Source organism: Thalassotalea euphylliae (genome assembly GCF_003390335.1).
Classification (GTDB): Bacteria; Pseudomonadota; Gammaproteobacteria; order Enterobacterales; family Alteromonadaceae; genus Thalassotalea_F; species Thalassotalea_F euphylliae_B.
In genome coordinates, this window is the sequence record NZ_QUOU01000001.1 from 3,880,095 (window position 1) to 3,897,844 (window position 17,750).

The 17,750-nt window shown below is 43.6% G+C and carries 17 protein-coding genes; 2 read left to right on the forward strand and 15 right to left on the reverse strand.

The annotated features are described in order from the left end of the window. Positions 1–85: 85 nt before the first annotated feature. Positions 86–571, reverse strand: coding sequence for a YcxB family protein (locus DXX93_RS16970; RefSeq protein WP_147302709.1), 486 nt, complete (start codon positions 569–571; stop codon positions 86–88). Between the two features lie 133 nt (positions 572–704). On the opposite strand from DXX93_RS16970, the gene DXX93_RS16975 reads away from it, so the two are divergent. After that, positions 705–1,541 (forward strand): HDOD domain-containing protein, encoded by an 837-nt coding sequence (locus tag DXX93_RS16975; protein WP_116010018.1) that lies wholly within the window; start codon positions 705–707, stop codon positions 1,539–1,541. Here the strand turns inward: DXX93_RS16975 and DXX93_RS16980 are convergent. The 12 genes from DXX93_RS16980 to DXX93_RS17040 all read right to left on the reverse strand — a co-directional run bounded on the left by DXX93_RS16980 (position 1,515) and on the right by DXX93_RS17040 (position 14,045). Next, positions 1,515–2,705, reverse strand: coding sequence for a CaiB/BaiF CoA transferase family protein (locus tag DXX93_RS16980; protein WP_116009146.1), 1,191 nt, complete (start codon positions 2,703–2,705; stop codon positions 1,515–1,517). The two genes, DXX93_RS16975 and DXX93_RS16980, sit on opposite strands and share 27 nt — an antisense overlap. A 294-nt stretch (positions 2,706–2,999) precedes the next feature. Then, a complete protein-coding gene (locus DXX93_RS16985; RefSeq protein WP_116008069.1) occupies positions 3,000–4,016 on the reverse strand; it encodes an IS110 family transposase in 1,017 nt (338 codons plus the stop codon). 122 nt (positions 4,017–4,138) lie between these two features. Continuing rightward, the gene (locus DXX93_RS16990; RefSeq protein ID WP_116009147.1) at positions 4,139–4,630 is read right to left on the reverse strand and encodes a ClpXP protease specificity-enhancing factor; all 492 of its coding nucleotides are present in this window, start codon (positions 4,628–4,630) and stop codon (positions 4,139–4,141) included. A 12-nt stretch (positions 4,631–4,642) separates the two neighbouring features. Continuing rightward, positions 4,643–5,284, reverse strand: coding sequence for a stringent starvation protein SspA (gene sspA, locus DXX93_RS16995; protein ID WP_116001321.1), 642 nt, complete (start codon positions 5,282–5,284; stop codon positions 4,643–4,645). Between the two features lie 202 nt (positions 5,285–5,486). After that, the gene (locus DXX93_RS17000; RefSeq protein ID WP_116009148.1) at positions 5,487–6,188 is read right to left on the reverse strand and encodes a cytochrome c1; all 702 of its coding nucleotides are present in this window, start codon (positions 6,186–6,188) and stop codon (positions 5,487–5,489) included. Continuing rightward, entirely contained in the window at positions 6,185–7,447 is a 1,263-nt protein-coding gene (locus DXX93_RS17005) for a cytochrome b (protein WP_116009149.1), read from the reverse strand. Before DXX93_RS17005 ends, DXX93_RS17000 begins: the two co-directional genes overlap by 4 nt. Continuing rightward, positions 7,447–8,037 carry a ubiquinol-cytochrome c reductase iron-sulfur subunit gene (petA, locus tag DXX93_RS17010; protein ID WP_116009150.1) on the reverse strand — a complete coding sequence of 197 codons (591 nt, stop codon included), beginning with the start codon at positions 8,035–8,037 and terminating at the stop codon, positions 7,447–7,449. The genes DXX93_RS17005 and petA overlap by 1 nt, the downstream gene beginning before the upstream one ends. Positions 8,038–8,971: 934 nt before the next feature. Continuing rightward, a complete protein-coding gene (gene rpsI, locus DXX93_RS17020; protein ID WP_116001329.1) occupies positions 8,972–9,364 on the reverse strand; it encodes a 30S ribosomal protein S9 in 393 nt (130 codons plus the stop codon). A 3-nt stretch (positions 9,365–9,367) separates the two neighbouring features. Next, positions 9,368–9,796, reverse strand: coding sequence for a 50S ribosomal protein L13 (gene rplM / locus DXX93_RS17025; RefSeq protein ID WP_116001331.1), 429 nt, complete (start codon positions 9,794–9,796; stop codon positions 9,368–9,370). 200 nt (positions 9,797–9,996) lie between these two features. After that, a complete protein-coding gene (locus DXX93_RS17030) occupies positions 9,997–11,004 on the reverse strand; it encodes an aldose epimerase family protein (RefSeq protein ID WP_116009152.1) in 1,008 nt (335 codons plus the stop codon). Between the two features lie 734 nt (positions 11,005–11,738). After that, positions 11,739–12,932, reverse strand: coding sequence for an ISL3 family transposase (locus DXX93_RS17035; protein WP_116006470.1), 1,194 nt, complete (start codon positions 12,930–12,932; stop codon positions 11,739–11,741). Between the two features lie 237 nt (positions 12,933–13,169). Then, positions 13,170–14,045 carry an ATP-grasp domain-containing protein gene (locus DXX93_RS17040; protein WP_116009153.1) on the reverse strand — a complete coding sequence of 292 codons (876 nt, stop codon included), beginning with the start codon at positions 14,043–14,045 and terminating at the stop codon, positions 13,170–13,172. A 137-nt stretch (positions 14,046–14,182) separates the two neighbouring features. Between DXX93_RS17040 and DXX93_RS17045 the strand changes: the two genes are divergently transcribed. Further along, the gene (locus DXX93_RS17045; RefSeq protein WP_116009154.1) at positions 14,183–15,034 is read left to right on the forward strand and encodes an HDOD domain-containing protein; all 852 of its coding nucleotides are present in this window, start codon (positions 14,183–14,185) and stop codon (positions 15,032–15,034) included. On the opposite strand, the gene DXX93_RS17050 is transcribed toward DXX93_RS17045, so the two are convergent. Both DXX93_RS17050 and DXX93_RS17055 read right to left on the reverse strand, forming a co-directional pair. Further along, positions 15,018–16,352: a hypothetical protein gene (locus tag DXX93_RS17050; protein ID WP_116009155.1), complete on the reverse strand. Its 1,335-nt coding sequence runs from the start codon at positions 16,350–16,352 to the stop codon at positions 15,018–15,020. The genes DXX93_RS17045 and DXX93_RS17050 overlap by 17 nt on opposite strands. Positions 16,353–16,548: 196 nt before the next feature. Next, a complete protein-coding gene (locus tag DXX93_RS17055; protein ID WP_116009156.1) occupies positions 16,549–17,691 on the reverse strand; it encodes a PQQ-dependent sugar dehydrogenase in 1,143 nt (380 codons plus the stop codon). Positions 17,692–17,750: the final 59 nt, after the last annotated feature.

The following is a 17,750-nucleotide window of genomic DNA, read 5'->3' on the forward strand; positions in this document are numbered from 1 at the left end:
ACTGGCTACATCTTTTCGTTATTATTTTGTGCTTACTTAACTACATGTAACTTCACTATATCGAGCTTCGCTAAATTGAAGAATATCACATTGTATTTTTTGTGTTGCTTTCAATAAACGCAATGGCCTCGGCTGACAACACTTGTTTAGAGAGGTATTGCCGCTGCTGCTCTAGATGAACAATCAACCCCAGCTTAGTATGCTCTAATTGTTTAATACTCTGCCAAGTAAAATTTTGTTCAATAAAGGGCGATGTTAATACAAGCCCTTGCTGATCCACCACCAAATTGATCTGGTTGTTACCACTTTTGCCAAGCAGTTGGCGCGTCACCCACCAAGCTTTACCAAACCTGACACTCAAGGCTTCAATGACTGCCAGTGCAATTAAAAAACTCGGCCAGTAAGCACTGACATTGGGGACCGAAAATAAGCCTAAGCCGAGCAAGCAAAAGGCGATGGATTTTTTATAAGCTTGGAGCAGCGTTTTTTGAACCATAGTCTGCTCATAACACTCTGTTAGGTACGCTTTATCTAGCGTAAATGTGGTGTGGTATTGAAAAGGATCTGCCATAACATCTCAGTATTTATAAGGCATGCAAGTTAATATTGATTGAATATTAACGAATATTCACAACCAAGCCTATTGTCTTGTCACAAAAATGCACTAAGGTGTTAACTAAAGGATGCCATTACCGGATATTTATATGCCTAAAACGCCAGTAGAATTTGCCCAAACAGCCCAAGAGCTTTGTGTATTACCCGATATCTATTTGAAGTTAACTGAAATGCTGGCCAACGACCAATGTAGCATCGACGACATCGCCAAAGTTGTTGAACTAGAGCCTGCGATTGCGGCCAGCTTATTGAAAATTGCCAATAGCGCCATGTTTAACTTCCCCAAACAAATCGACTCTATCAATAAAGCATTGATTCTGTTGGGGCTTAGCCAAGTTAAACAATTGGTTGATGCCTATGGCGTGACTGCCGCATTTTCTGGCCTGAACCCAGATATCGCTGACATGGATAAGTTTTGGGAGATCAGTGTTGAATGCGCGCTTATTTGCCAGTTTTTGGCTCGCCGAAAAAAAATAGCCAATACAGAAACTATTTTTCTCTCTGGTTTGTTTCACAATTTAGGGCTATTGGCGATTGTTCACGATGCCCCAGAGGTAGTGAAGTTTTGTGAACAATACACGGCAAGTGAAACACCTTGGTATCGCCAACAAGAAAAACTTGGCTTTACCTTTGCCGACTGTAGTGCTGCCTTGTTGAAACTTTGGCAATTACCATCAAGCATAGTGATGCCAATCAAAAACTTTAATCAAGCCTTTCAAGCAGAGCTCGATGCGCCAAGTAATTTGCTTTATGTTGCCTCAAGACTTGCTGTTTTTAACTCACACCCTGGGCTGTACTCAAAGAAAACCATCGTTGGGCAACATATCCTCGACAGCTTAGGACTAACGGAAGAAGATGTTGACGCAGCGATTGAGCATTGCAATGAACAGGCGATGGAACTACTTGCGGCATTCCCCATTTATTAACGTATCTAGTTCTGCGTTATGCTCGCCAAGTTGCGGAGGCGCTAACTTATAGTCAATTGGCGTAGCCGAAAATTTCACTGGGTTCGCCACCATAGGAACTGAACCTGCGCTGGGGTGAGGCAAGTTAAACTGCATTTGGCGGTGTTTTACTTGTGGGTCGTCAAAGACTCTATCTAGTGTATTAATTGGGCTGCATGGCACTTGTACTTGATTGAACTTGGCTAGCCAGTCATCAAGCTTTTGAGTAAGTAAATATTTACTTACTGTCGCAACTAACACTTCTCTGTTGGCAACGCGCTGGGAGTTGGTAGCAAATTTTTCACTCAATGCTAATTCAGGGCAGCCCATCACATCACAGCACTTTTTAAACTGCTGATCGTTGCCAACGGCCAATAAAATGTGGCCGTCTTGTACCGCAAAGACCTGATAAGGCACTATATTCGGGTGTGCCGTTCCCATGGGTTTTGGGGTATTGCCAGAGACAAGGTAATTACTCCCTTGGTTCGCCAGCATAGCCACCATAGAATCGAGTAAGGCAATATCCAGCTGCTGCCCTGCCCCGGTTTGTTCCCGATGATAAAGCGCCGCTAATATGCCACTGACGGCATACATGCCGGTCATCAAATCGGCCACCGCAACACCTACTCGTTGCGGGCCTTCGCCGGGTAAACCTTCTTGCTCACCGGTAATACTCATTAATCCGCCCATTGCTTGGATCATGGCATCATAGCCCGCTTGCTGAGCATATGGACCATCTTGACCAAAGCCGGTAATAGAGCAGTAAATTACCTTGGGATTAATATTTTTTATTGATGCGTAATCAAGTTGATACTTAGCAAGGCCACCAACTTTATAGTTTTCTACGAGAATATCGGCTTGTTGAACAAGCTGATGGATCAACTGTTGCCCTTTGGCAGTCGTAAAATCTATGGTAAATGATTTTTTACCGCGATTAGCAGTAAGGTAATACGCTGAATCTTTTGGATTTTGGCCATTTTCGCCTGAAATAAATGGAGGCCCCCAACTGCGTGTATCATCGCCCGTATTTGGGCGCTCGATTTTCCAAACCTCAGCGCCATAATCGGCGAGTACTTGCGTTGACCATGGGCCTGCAAGAATGCGGCTTAAATCTAGTACCTTGATACCCGTTAATGGCCCTGCCATGTTTTACTCCCTGCGTAATTGGATGCTGGCAAGATACAAAGGAGTTTAGTGATTTGCAAACTTAGCTATAAAAAATGTATGGTTTGCCTCGTTATTGCAAGTGATATTTCGATAACGGGGTGATTTGCGCTAATGTCTTCGGAGTCATAGGCATATCACCCGCTCCACGATGAGATCCGCGCTAGATTGTCCTCAAAAAGCCCAAAGCATTATTAACATGCTGTTTTTTGTGTCAGGTCTTCAACCTAGCCAATTAATCGTTTTGTCATCTTCATTATCCATTGCAAATTCGGGTTAAACAGTTATTTTAAATGGTTGTTTCGTCACCATGACTGACCATGAGATGCGAGCTAGCTTATTGGCTAACGCGACCACTGCAACGTTATAAGGTTTCCTTGCCCTGAGGTTGACGAGCCACTCTCCAAAGCATTTACTCGCTAACTCTGGTCGTGACATCAATGCCCTAGCTCCGTGGATAAATAACGTACGTAAGGATTTGTTACCACGCTTGCTAATCCCTAGTAACGTCGATTTACCGCCGGTCGAGTGCTGATGAGGAACTAATCCAAGCCATGACGCCATATGACGACCATTTTTAAAATCTTGAGCATTACTAATGTCAGATAAACAGCGGCTTGCTGTTAAGTCTCCCACGCCAGGAATGGTTTTTAGCAATTGAGCGCGTTCGTCTTTTGAAACTAATTCGGTTAGCTTTTTATCTTGTTTTTGTATGAGGGTATTAAGGTGTGTGTAATATTCATGATGTTCAACAAGCTCAAGCATCAACATGGGACTGATTGACGCTTTATGCTCTGCTAGCCACTGAAATAATTGCTTCATTTGGCTATGTCCTCTAGGAAAGCTCATACCAAATTCAAGTAAGATAGCGCCAATGCGTGACATGCAAGCTGTGCGCTCTTTGATATAGCTAGCCCGAATACGCTGAATAACGGCAATCACCTGAGCTTCTTCCGTTTTTATACTGACAAAGCGCATAGAAGGTCGTGTCGCAGCTTCTGCTATGGCATCCGCGTCAATAAAATCATTTTTATTGGTTTTAACGTAAGGTTTTACATATTGAGGAGGGATTAGCTTAACTTGATGGCCAAATGACACTAGTTTACGAGCTAACCAGTGACTTCCTCCACAAGACTCCATCGCTATGGTGACTGGCTCGTGTTTGACTAAAAACTGAAGGAGTTGTTTGCGGTTGAATTTGCGTCTTAGCTGCTCTCGACCTGAGTGGTCATGACCAACTAAATGAAATGTGGATTTGCCTAAATCGATACCAAGCACTTTAATTAATGACATGATGGTTTGCCTCTTTTATTTGCCTAACTCTAAGATTAGCTGAGCTAGCTTAGAGGTGAGGCGAACCATCTAATTAAGCCGCAATAGCGGCTTCTCACAATTACAGAAAACGTTTTTAAGCGTTACTTAACGACCGTTAAGCTAGGACGCCCTTTCGCTGGCTTCTCAGGCTTGTCTTCGATGTCGCCAGTCGTTGCACCTTGTGCTTGCTCACTCTCTGTTGAACTCGATTCAACACCAGTAAGAGCTGGTTTTGCTGGTGCGTCATCTTCGTCAACGATTTCTGGGTGCTCTATTGGCAAAGATGTGCCCGCACCATTTTCTTTCGCGTAGATAGCACCAATAGCGCCATAAGGCACCATTAAATGCTCTAATTTACCGCCAAAACGCGCAGAGAACTCAATAGCTGTTTCACCCATCACGATGCTACCAACAGCAGAAGAAGAGATGTTTAAAACGATTTGTCCGTCGTTAACGAACGACATCGGTACCATTACACCATAAACACTGACATCAACCACAATATATGGCGTTAAGTCATTGTCTGAGATCCAATCGTAGAAAGCCCCAACGATGTAGGGCTTGTTCGATGTCATTTCAATCGATGTAGACATAAGTAGTCGAGCTTAGGCCGGGTTACCAAAGCGCAACTCGCGCTCGGCTTCTGTTAATGAAGCTTGGAAAGACTCACGCTCAAATAATTTTAACATGTAGTTTTTCAGCTCTTGTGAACCTTGGCCAGCAAGCTCAATGCCTAGCACAGGTAAACGCCACAATAGTGGTGCTAAGTAACAGTCAACTAAGCTGAACTCTTCACTCATAAAGTAAGGTGCTTCATTTAAAATTGGCGCAACACTTAGTAAGCTTTCTTTCAGCTCTTGACGTGCTTTTTCAGCGGCTGTTGCATCACCTTTCATAATCGTTTCAGCAAGGCTGTACCAGTCTTGCTCGATGCGGTGCATCATTAAACGACTGCGACCACGCGATACTGGGTAAACTGGCATTAATGGTGGGTGCGGGAAACGCTCATCTAAATACTCAATGATGATTTTAGCTTCGTATAGTGCTAATTCGCGGTCAACTAAGGTTGGTACTGTGCCGTATGGGTTTAAGTCAATTAAGTCTTCTGGCAAGTTAGCCAGATCCACTAAGTGAATGTCTACACCGACACCTTTTTCCGCTAATACGATGCGGGTTTGGTGACTATACATGTCATCCGCGTGTGAGTATAAGGTCATAACCGAGCGTTTGTTTGCAGCAACAGCCATAATATCTCCAAAGATATGCGTGATAAGTGTATGACTTACATACACTAAATAAAATAAGGGTTACGGAACTCGTAACAAAGTGCTCTATGATACTAAAATTTGATGAAAATTTAAAACTGGTTTGACCAGTAGGCATATATCATTGGGATCAAAAAAGGCAGCTAACGCTGCCTTTCTAACTTAGTTTCTGTTCACTAATAGATTAGTGAACGTCACGCCAGTATTCTTTCTTCAAGAAGTAAGAAAGAATGAACAGGATAAATAGGAAACCGATCACCCACTTACCTAATTCTTTACGCTCTAATTTGTTCGGCTCACCAACGTACTCAAGGAAGTTAGTTAAGTCACGTGCAAATGCGTCGTACTCAGCTTCTGTCATGGTGCCGCCAACAGGTGCAGATAACACGCCGTTTTCGTCCATCGTACGAATACCTTGCAAGTTTTGCAGTACGTGCGGCATACCAACGTCTTTAAATACTTTGTTGTTTACGCCAAATGGACGAGCTTCATCAACGTAGAAAGAACGCAAGTACGTGTAGATCCAGTCAGGGCTACGGAAACGCGCTTCAAGCGTTAAGTCCGGTGGCGCAGCACCAAACCATGCCGCCGCTTCTTTCGCGGGCATAGTATTAGTGATGTGATCACCGACTTTTTCACCAGTGAACATCCACTCTGCTTTACCTTCTTCGTCACTGATACCTAAATCGGCAAAGGTACGGTTGTAACGTTGGTACTGAAGCTGGTGACAGCCTAAACAGTAGTTAATGTAAGATTTAAAGCCACGCTTTAACGACTCTTTATCAGCTAAATCGTTATTCGCTGCATCTAGCGGAATGCTTGGGCCAGCAGCGAAGGCAAACAAAGGCAAGGCCGCTAATAAAGTAATGACAAGCTTTTTCATTATTTGGTCACCCTTTCTGGTACAGGTTTAGTATTTTCATTCTTAGAGTAGAACCAGATCGCTACGAAGAAACCGAAGTAACCAAAGCTGGCGATAACACCAATCAAGTTAGCCGTATCCGACGCTGGTAATGTACCTAGAATACCTAAAATAATGAAACAGATAGCAAATTGAGTAAGGTTCAATAAGTGCCATTTACTGCGGTAACGTATTGACTTCACTGTACCACGGTCGAACCAAGGTAGCGCGAACAATACCGCAATCGCACCAAACATAGCGATAGTACCTAATAGTTTGTCAGGAACAACACGTAAGATAGTGTAGAACGGACCGAAGTACCATACTGGCGCAATATGCTCAGGCGTTTTCAAACCATTTGCTGGTGTGAAGTTTGGCGCTTCAAGGAAGTAACCACCACCTTCTGGCGCGAAGAACATCACGTAGCAGAACAGGATAAGGAAACCAGCCACACCCATAATATCTTTTACTGTGTAGTAAGGATGGAACGGGATCGCATCAACAATGTCGTACTTGTCTGCGTATTGCTTGTGGAATTTGAACTTAGAAAGCTCTTCTGGCTTCATACTGCCTTTAGGCTTTTTAATGTTCGTACCGTCTGGGTTGTTAGAGCCCACTTCGTGTAACGCTAAAATGTGTAAGAACACAAGGACAACAAGTACTAATGGTAGTGCAATAACGTGTAGTGCGAAGAAACGGTTTAGCGTCGCACCAGAGATAACATAGTCACCTTTGATCCACGTTGCTATGTCTTCACCCACCACAGGTACAGCACCGAATAAGGAGATAATTACCTGTGCCCCCCAGTAACTCATGTTACCCCAAGGCAATAAGTAACCCATGAAGGCTTCAGCCATTAATACTAAGAAGATCAGCATACCGAAGATCCACAGCAACTCGCGTGGTTTTTGGTATGAACCGTACATTAAGCCACGGAACATGTGTAAGTAGACCACTACGAAGAAGGCAGATGCACCTGTAGAGTGCATATAACGCAATAACCAACCGTAGTCTACGTCACGCATGATGTATTCGATTGACGCGAATGCGCCGTCACCAGATGGTTCGTAGTTCATGGTTAACCAAATACCGGTAAGGATTTGGTTAACGAGTACTAACATGGCTAGTGAGCCAAAGAAGTACCAAAAGTTAAAGTTTTTCGGTGCTGGGTATTGCACTACGTGTTTGTTCATCGCTTCCATCATAGGAAGACGCTGCTCTATCCAAGCCAGAAAGTTATTCATTATGCTTCTCCTGGAGCAACACCGATTAATAAGGTGTTTTCATTGGGGAAAGAATGGTCTGGTACTGATAAGTTAAGCGGTGCAGGAACGCCTTGGAATACACGGCCGGCCATGTCGAATTTAGAACCGTGACAAGGGCAAAAGAAACCGTCTTTAACACCAGCAACGTGCTGTTCGAAATCACCTTTGTGATGAGTTGGTGCACAACCTAAGTGAGTACAAACACCAAGCGCAACCATAATTTCAGGCTTAATTGAGCGATGTGCGTTTTTCACATACTCTGGCTGTTGTGGCTCTTCGGAGTTAGGATCACGAAGTTGATCATCGTGCTTGGGTAGTGCCGAAATGATGTCGTCGGTACGACGAATTACATACACAGGTTTACCACGCCATTCAGCACGAACTAGTTGACCAGGCTCGATTTTACTCACATTGACTTCAACCGGAGCACCAGCAGCTTTCGCTCTGGCGCTAGGGTTCCAAGAACCAATGAAAGGCACAGCCACACCGACAACACCGACACCACCAACAACCGAAGTTGCAGCAGTTAAAAAGCGTCGACGGCCGTTATTCACGGGCGCATTGCTCATTCAAATTCTCCAATTTATTTACAAACTCAATCACATAGATGATAATGGTTCTTATTCAAGCATTATCAGTTAGTTACTTGAGCAAACTAGCGACAAAAAAATTTTTTCGATCATAAAGAAAAGCCCCTATTTTTACAAGGTAATTAACCCTTGTTTGTGTGAGTTTATGTAACTTGGTGACAAAATATTACGTTGACAAAACACCAACTGATTAAAGCTTGAACAATTTAAATTTCAGACATAAAAAATCAGCATAAGCCGTTTTTTTTGATTTTGAAAACGCAAGTATTAACGTGTTGAGCATTGAGGACGCTAACTTGAATTAGCTGCTTTGTTCACACCCGACTTTTAACCATGCCACTGAGGTGAGCTCACGCTGCCCTGTTCGATTGTAATCCGTTTGCTCGAGTGTAACCGCGCAGCCGCTTTTATCGCACTGAATAGCAGGCATAAAAAAACCGGCATAAGCCGTTTTTTTGATTTTGAAAACGCAAATATTAACGTATTGAGCATTGAGGACGTTAACTTGAATTGGCTGCTTTATTTACACCCGCCTTTTACCACACCACTCAGGTTAGCTCGTGCTGCCCAGTTTGATTGTGAGCCATATGCTAAAGTGTAACCGCTCAGCCACTTATAGCACTGAATAACAGCATAAAAAAACCGGCATAAGCCGTTTTTTTGATTTTGAAAACGCAAATATTAACGTTTTGAGCATTGAGGACGTAACTTGAATTAGCTGCTTTGTTTACACCAACCGTTTAACCATGCTACTGAGGTAAGCTAACGCTGCCCAGTATGATTGTTCTTCGTCTGCTAAAATATAACCGCGCACTGACTTATTGCACTGACTTATCGCGCTAACTTATCGCACTGAATAACAGGCATAAAAAAACCGGCATAAGCCGGTTTTTTGATTTTGAAAACGCAAATATTAACGTTTTGAGAATTGAGGACGTTTACGTGCTTTGTGTAAACCAACCTTCTTACGCTCAACTTTACGCGCGTCACGAGTAACGAAACCAGCTTTACGTAGGTCACCACGTAATGCTTCGTCGTACTGCATAAGTGCACGAGTGATACCGTGACGGATAGCACCAGCTTGGCCTGTGCTACCACCACCAGTAACAGTGATGTTTAAGTCGAACTTCTCTAATAATTCAACTAACTCAAGTGGTTGACGAACAACCATACGAGCAGTTTCACGAGCGAAGTATTCAGAAATATCGCGCTTGTTAATGGTAATGGTACCGTTACCTGCTTTCATGAACACACGAGCAGTAGAGCTCTTGCGACGACCAGTACCGTAATATTGATTATCAGCCATGGGTTACAGCTCCAAAACTTGTGGTTGTTGTGCAGCATGCTTGTGCTCAGGACCAGCATACACTTTTAACTTACGGTACATTTGACGACCTAAAGGACCTTTAGGAAGCATACCTTTAACTGCGAATTCGATAGCACGCTCTGGCGCTTTGTCGATAAGTTTTTCGAAGCTAATTTGCTTCAAACCACCAGGGAACTCAGTGTGCGAGTAGTAGATTTTACCTTTCGCTTTGTTACCTGTTACGCGTACTTTCTCAGCGTTAACAACAACGATGTAATCGCCTGTGTCTGCGTGAGGAGTGTACTCTGGCTTGTGCTTACCGCGTAAACGACGCGCAATTTCAGTAGCGATACGACCAAGAGTTTTGTTCTCAGCGTCCACTACAAACCAGTCGCGTTCGATGCTTTCTGGTTTTGCTACAAAAGTTTTCATTTATAAAAACCCAAATAAAAATGTTACTAAACTTGATAACGCCCTAGCGTTATCGGTTCAAAAGGCTACGCAATTACCCCTTCGAGTATCGAGCCATGTGCTTACTCTCGGGAAAGAATAAGCTTTGTAACGTAGGGAGCGCAGGATTATACAGAACTCTTTTTAAAAGATCACGTACAATTTTTAGACTTTTGATAGTGTTAGTCGGCTTTTTCTGCCGGAACCGCTCGCTGATGTTCGGCTGGTGTATCCGCTTCTATTTGATTCTTAACAAGTCGATAGCTGATACGCATTTTAAATGGTTCTTCTGGCGTCGTAAGATAAAATGGAAAATTATCAATATTCGGGCTATTGGGGTAAAACTGTGGCTCTAAGCAAATCCCCCCAAAACTTTCGAATTTTCCGCCAAGAAATTCACCGGTATAAACTTGTAAACCTGGGTAACCACTGCACACATGTAGCTGCAATTGTTTGTCTGGGCTAATTAATATGCCATGAGATTCGTCTGCAGGCCGACTAACAACAAAGTTGTGATCTAAACTGTCTTTCGGCTGTTGTGGGTCAAGTACGCGTGGCTTGCGAAAATCAAGGGGCGTGTCATCTACAGGACTAATTTCTCCCGTTGGCACGTTAGCGTCATCCACTTGGGTAAAATTGTCCGCAAATATTTGCAGAATATGGCCTGCGGCGCTTTCCCCAACCCCCGCTAAATTAAAATAAGGATGAGTGGTTGGGCCAATCACAGTAGCTTGCTCGGTCGTTACTTTAATATCGATATCTAACGAACTATCGTTATTTAAGTGGTAGGTAACCCAATAATGCATCGCCCCGGGATAGCCATTGTGGCCGTCTGGTAATTCACACTTTAACGTCAGCACTTGCGCTTCTTGGGCAACTAATTCCCAACAAAGGTGACTAATACTCTGTTCACCACCATGCAGGTGGTTTTTCCCTTCATTGGCTTGCAGTTGATATTCTTGCTCATCAATGGAAAATGCCGCGCCGCCAATGCGGTTAGCGTATGGACCAACTATCGCACCGTGGTAAAAAGGGTCTTCCAAATAATCGCTAAGTGTTGAATAACCTAGAATGATATTTCGGTCTTGGCCAAAAACATCTGTATGCCATTGCAATAGCCGTGCGCCATAATTAGAAATACACACTTCATCACCAGCGTCATTACAAAGTACGAATGAACGTAACTCCATACATCTACCCTTTCATTGTTGGTGGTGATAACCACACTTTATTTTCTTCTATATTAGCTGGCTTTTGAATTTGCGTTCAATGATTTAATTGATACATGCGGATAAAACAAAATGGGGGACGTGCGGATCGAATACTCGATTTTACGGACAGCTAAAACACTTTATCGATGACGATTTACTGCATCATCTTTTGGTTAAAGATAACCACCAAAAAAATAAATAAAAACAATTCTCATTTGGGTTTACTTTTGATTTTCAGCTGTTATGATAGACCACGATTAGAAAATGCCAAGAGCAATCTTGGAACTGAAGCCCAACTGATACCGACAGGCAGTTGTATGATTTGCGGAGCATTAGCCCAGCTCCAGTTAGCTACCCCCCTAGTTAACACAAATTAATTGCCTCTAGGTATCTTTTTCAGGGATTCATATTACCAAGGTGAATCGAGATGACATTTTTTAATCGTGAACTAAAGCTGGCGCCACCAGCTAAGGTTTATAGCGACAAGTTTCCAAGCAAGCTCAGCAGCTGACAGTGACATGTGTGCCCTCAGATAGCACTGTCGGTTAGCTGGGCACCCTAAGTTTATTCCTTGGGTCAGACAGCCTGAGGTTGAAACAGTTCACTCCCAGTGAAATGTGTAAGTGATACGTTTGTATCAATGTTACTTTGACAGCTTCCTTGACGGGAAAGCCCACTACTCTTAGCCCACTTTATGTGGGCTTTTTTTTGGTTCATCGCGGCTTTCCGGGGAAAGCTGCTTTTATCTTTAAAAAGAAATATTCTATATCTCGGTATCCATACGCCATTCGCTTAATCAGTTTGATTTTATTGTTCATGCCTTCCAAGGTACATGTGTTCATCCGATAGATTGCTGAAGAAGTGATGCCATGCAGGTATGGTTTGAGCCTTTGAGCAAAGGCAATCAATGGTTTAATGCCACTTTCAATGACTTGTTGCCACCAGCATTGCCAGAGATTTTTGGCTTGCTCTTCATCCTCGCAATACCAAAGTTCTTTGAGTTGCTCACCTAATAGATACACCACCATTAAGTCTCGGTTCATGCTGAGCAGTTCATCTAGGTATCCTTGCTGATGAGTATTTAAGTTATCTCGGTTCTTAAGTAAAACCCAACGAGAGCGTTTAACCCAACGCCTGGCCTGCTTGTCATGCTTGAGCTGGTTGGCTTGGTCAACGCGAACGCGATCAACAACCTCGCGACCGTATTTAGCCACGACATGAAAAAGGTCGTAAACGATGCGAGCCTGTGGGCAGTGTTGCTTAACTTCCAAGTCGAAGGCCGTGTTCATGTCCATTGCAACAGCTTCAATTTGCTGGCAATGCTCACCAAGTGACTCAAAGAACGGGCGAATATGCTGCCTTGCTCTACCAACGCCAATCCAGAGCACTTGGTAAGTGTCCGCGTCTGCGATGACTGTGGCGTATCGATGACCTTTAAACAGGGCAAATTCGTCCATGACTAAGCGTTTTACGCGCGACCAATTCGGCGCTTTAACTTGTTGTGCAAGCCGCGCTTTATCAATTTGTTTGATGGTATGCCAATGAAGTCCTGTCACCTCTGAGATATGCTTGATAGGTAGGATTGGCAATAACCCTTCGACGTAACTTTGAAGTCGTTTGGTTATCCGGGCGAATGGCTCTAGCCAACGAATTGATTCCGTAACAACACCGCAGTTTGGGCAGACAATTCGCCGTGTCTTAACAGCTAAGCTCACCTTACGACCCAGCATCGTAGCATCTTGGATATTACGCCAAGACGAATCGTGAATACTGTTAGTTAATTGACCACAACGGCATCGACCTGAGCTGTTAGGCTCTAACGTGAAGTGAATGGATGTAGGATTGGTTTCAATATTTGTGACATGAAACCCTTCCCAAAACTGGGCAAGAAAAGTAAGCTCTGACATAGAAACGGTAGTTTGGGTGTTGTTTTTGTTTTGGCGAACTAAACATTACCTTTACTACCGTTTTCATTTCTAGTCCCGCTAATATGCGAAGAACCTTTTTTTTGCGTGCAAAGTCGTTGTGCCAATTGACATAAATATACTTTGGGGATCGTTATATTGTCCCCAAACTGATACAAGTTAAGCGGCTTGACCTGTCGCGATAGCGCATTCAATCACACCACTAAACTCTCAGTTTACTTAAATAGCCAGTTTTTGCATTTTCGCAGCAAAGGCTTGAGCGAAGCGAGTGGCGGATTGTTCGTCCATATTAAAATACAGTGAAGGTTCAATTAGTTCAGCTTCCATTAACGCGAACGTGTCGCCACTGCGGACAAAGTCAACTCTGGCATACAACGGCATTTCACGAATTACTGCTAATGCAACACTCGCTTGGCGCACTAGCTCTTCCTCAGGCGCTACCGCGGTTAATCGACCACCATGCTCTTCTTGCACTCTAAAATCATCTTGTTTGGGAGTTTTTAAAATAGCATGGCTGTAATTGCCATCGAAATAGAACAGTGAAAACTCTCCCTCTTCGATCACACTTTCCATAAAGGGTTGTACCATAAAGTTGCGCGTAGCAAAGGCATCTCTTAGCTCGGCTAATTTGGCTTGGTAATTCTCTTTAGTAAGCCAAAAAGTGTTATCAGCGTTGGCTGAAATACGCGGTTTTAATACGATTTGCTCCGCGTCAAAGTGTTCAAAAAACGCAGGCAGTTCACTGGCCTCAAAATGCTCTCGCCAAAGCGTTGGCACTATGTTCACTTGCTTAGCCTCTAGCTCTTTTAAATAAAGCTTATCAATATTCCATTGCATTACCGCTAAACTGTTTTCCAAATGCGCACTCGATTGTTCGATTTTCGCTAACACTTGCATAAACTTATCGGCATCGTCTTGATAATCCCAAGGCGAGCGAACAATTACCGCATGGAAGTCGTCCCAATTAACTTTAGTGTCACGCCATGAAATCATTTCCATCTGCCAACCAAGCTCAGCCAGAGGTTGCGCTAATAAATCATCGTAAGCTTCAAAGTTTTCCAAACTGTCCATAGTTAAAATTGCGCAACGTTTCATTATTTACCTCTTTAATTGTTAATAAGTTGTTCATCTTGCAACTAAAGTATATTGAATACAAATATTGGGCATGATTTTTTTTGCCGCACGTTTTACTATAGGCAGATAAGCGTTTTTCAGATAAATAACAGCCCCACATGCTACAAGTAGATGAGTCGGTTTTAAAAGATATTGGCCGTGGCTTTTCGGTGCCAGCTCAGCCCAGTTTACTATTAGAATTGCAAGACAAAGTAAAACAAGGTGAACCGAACCTAGACGAAATTGCCGAGCTGATTGCTCAAGATATCTCCGTCAGTGCGAAAGTACTGAAAACAATTAATAGCCCACTGTATGGTTTAGCCAGAAAAATTGCCGACATTCCCAAGTCGGTTAAATATATTGGCCTTGATGGCATAGTGTCATTGGTCACCAGTGACTTAATTCAAAAGAGCTTTCGCCAGCAAGACTGTAGCATTTCGCTAGAAAGCTTTTGGGATAACGCCAGCAATATTGCTAATACCGCAGTATTTATTGGTCAAAAGCTACACCGTCGCATCGCCAAAGAAAAGTTATTTACGCTGGGCTTGTTTCACGATTGTGGCATTCCCATTATGGCGATCAAGTACCATAACTATCAAGACGTGCTTGATCATGCCGAGAAAAACCCAAGCGAGGTGATCACGGCGGTTGAAGAGCGAGCATTTCAGGTTCACCACGCAACTATTGGCTATTACGTGGCAACGTCTTGGCGATTGCCACCTGATATTTGTCAGTTGATCTTGCGTCACCACGAACGAGACTTTTTAACTAAGCTCGATGGCAGCGAAGCGCAGCTAGCCTTTGCCATTCTAAAAATGGCGGAAAACATCGTCCACCAACACAAATTTTTTAGACCCTCATCTGACTGGCAATATCTTCAAGACAGTGTATTTACCGTGTTAGACTGCGATGAGTACGATTACCAAGACCTGCTCGAAGACTTAGACGAAGCACTTACTTCAGTTCGTTAATATGCATCAATTGTTGGCTTATTTTGCGCCTTAACTGCAAATAGGCCAACAGCACAATAATCAGTAACACGACGGCAACTGACAGCATGATCCGATAGTTTTTCGTGGTTTGTTGCTGCGCTGCCAACCGCTTGTGAACTTCTTCAGAATTTAAACGAATCACTTCATTGTTAAGTTTCGCCACACCGAGCACTTTCGTTGCTTGTTGTTGGCGGATTAGCTTTTCATTTGCCAGATTAAAATAGCCTTGATGCACTTTAGCCAACACTGGGTAGTCTTGCTGATGTGCATGCCAGTGAATTAATAATTCAAACAAGCCTAAGCGCGATATATTTTCCAGCGATTGACTCGTCAGGAATTCGGCGAAGTGCTGCTCAATCACCTGTTTTACACAATCAAATTGCGCCAACTGCGCACACGCCAAGCCAGTTAATACGGCAAGCTTTTCCTCAAACGAAGGGGCGCGATAATCTGTTTTCAAAATATACGCATCTCTAACCGCCAATACTTGCTCAAAATCCCCCTGTAAATAGGCTAAATAGCTTTGGGCATAATGATATAAATACTGCTCAAAATCGCTTGGTGATTGGGGCAGCTTATCGCCATATAGCATCAAGCGTTGCGCTGCCAAGCTCAACTCGCCAGCATCAAGGTATGCATCAACCAAATTAAACAAGGTGACTAAGTAGTCATCAGCGCCAATCTGCTCGCTTAATATAAGTGCTTTTTCCGCTTCTTCCGCTGACAGTTGGTTTTGATCTAGCATGTAGTACACAAAAGACAATTGATTATGTGTCACTAGCTGCAAGCCTGGATTTTTCATGTCTGCAGCCATCTGATTCAACTCATACAAGCGCTTTAACGCGTGTTGGGTATTGTCGTCGTAGACATTGCAAAATGAAAAGTAATTCAGCTCGGCGCGAATCGCCAATGCCGGGCTGTCGCTATTCACCGCATGCGCCATCGACAATTTTGCCGTAGGGCAACTGTTGTCATCACCAATATTGTTGAAATTTATACTTTGCAAAATATAGGCGTAGGTAAGCTGTTTACTGTCGATGCCAATAGGCGATGAAAGCACTGGCGCCAGCATCTCAATAGAAGCTTGGTGCTGATCCTGACAATGTAATCGCACGGCGTTAATCAAGCCGTCAAGAGGTGAGGTGTGCGGTGTAATAGGCTGCGTAAATTCAGCTAACGTATCTTTGCAAATATGCGGATTTTCCACATTTAGCGATGCCGCCAGCACTTGGCCCATCGCAACAGAAAACAGCACTGACAAAATCACTAACACTCGAATAATCAAAACGACACTCAAAATTTACCATTATTTTTATGGAAGTTGCAGACCGATAAATCACCAGCTCTGCTAAGAAACAAGGACAGACACTATAAACACTGCGCATGCCCTATTTATTCGGCTTTACATTAGACCTTAAATTAGGCCTAGAATTGAGCCTAACATTAAGCCCAGCGTTAAGTCCTAGCACTAAGGCCCGTTAAGTCTATTAGCACTAAGCCTTTGGCTCTATGCGCTTAATACCATCGCCATCGGTGCCAACGTAAAGGTAACCATCACTGCCTTGCATAAGACTGCGTACGCGCCCGATTCCTTCAAAAAGCTTAGCTTGAGCCTTAATCCCCGTTTCAGTAACGTCGACCAGCACTAAATGATGAAACTTGAGTGAGCCAACTAACATTTTCCCTTGCCAATGTGGATATTTGTCGCTGGTAATAAAGACCATACCGGAAGGGGCAATGGATGGAGTCCAGTACAGTAACGGCTGCTCCATACCCGCTTTTTCAGTTATTTCGGTAAACTTAGTGCCACTGTAATTCACACCATAGCTGATCACTGGCCAACCGTAGTTTTTACCAGCAGCGACCAAATTAATCTCGTCACCACCTTTAGGCCCGTGCTCGTGCAACCAAATATCGCCAGTTATCGGGTGTTTGGCCATGCCTTGTGGATTTCGATGACCATAAGAAAACGTAGCCTTTTTAGCATTGCTTTGCGTGACAAATGGATTGTCTTTGGGGATGCGACCATCGTCGTGGAGGCGATACACTTTCCCCCCATCAAGTGATAAATCTTGTGGCTTGCGATCACGCTCACCGCGATCACCAATGGAAAAATACACATAGCCATCGTTATCAAACGCTATTCGGCTGCCAAAATGATGGCGTTTGGTGGTGTTATCACTGCCTTTATACAAAATTTTCTGATGGGTCAGCGTAATTGTTTTTGGATCATATTTGGCACGCATCAAAGCAGTATTGCTGCCCTCACCTTCACCTTGTGGGCTTGACAAGGTAATGTAAATCCAGCCATTGCGTTGATATTTAGGGTGCAACGCAATATCCAGTAAGCCACCTTGGCCCTGGGCAACAATTTCCGGTAGTCCACCAACTTTATCACCCAGCATTTTGCCGTTGCGAATAACCCTAAGCTCACCTTTGCGGTCAGTAACCAAGATCTCACCTGACGGCAATTGCGCCATGCCCCAAGGGACATCGACAGCTTCTGCAAACTGCTTAACTTGATAAAATTGCTGATCAGCATTGATTGTCATTTCAGGGGGCTGAAAAGCACCACAAGCCGCCGATAGCGTTAAAGCGCCGATGGCAAGTGTCGTTTTAGCAAACTTAATCAACATAATTTTCTCTTTTTGTTTGTTTTAGCTGTTTTAGTTGTAGTACTTGTCTTACCCAGCGT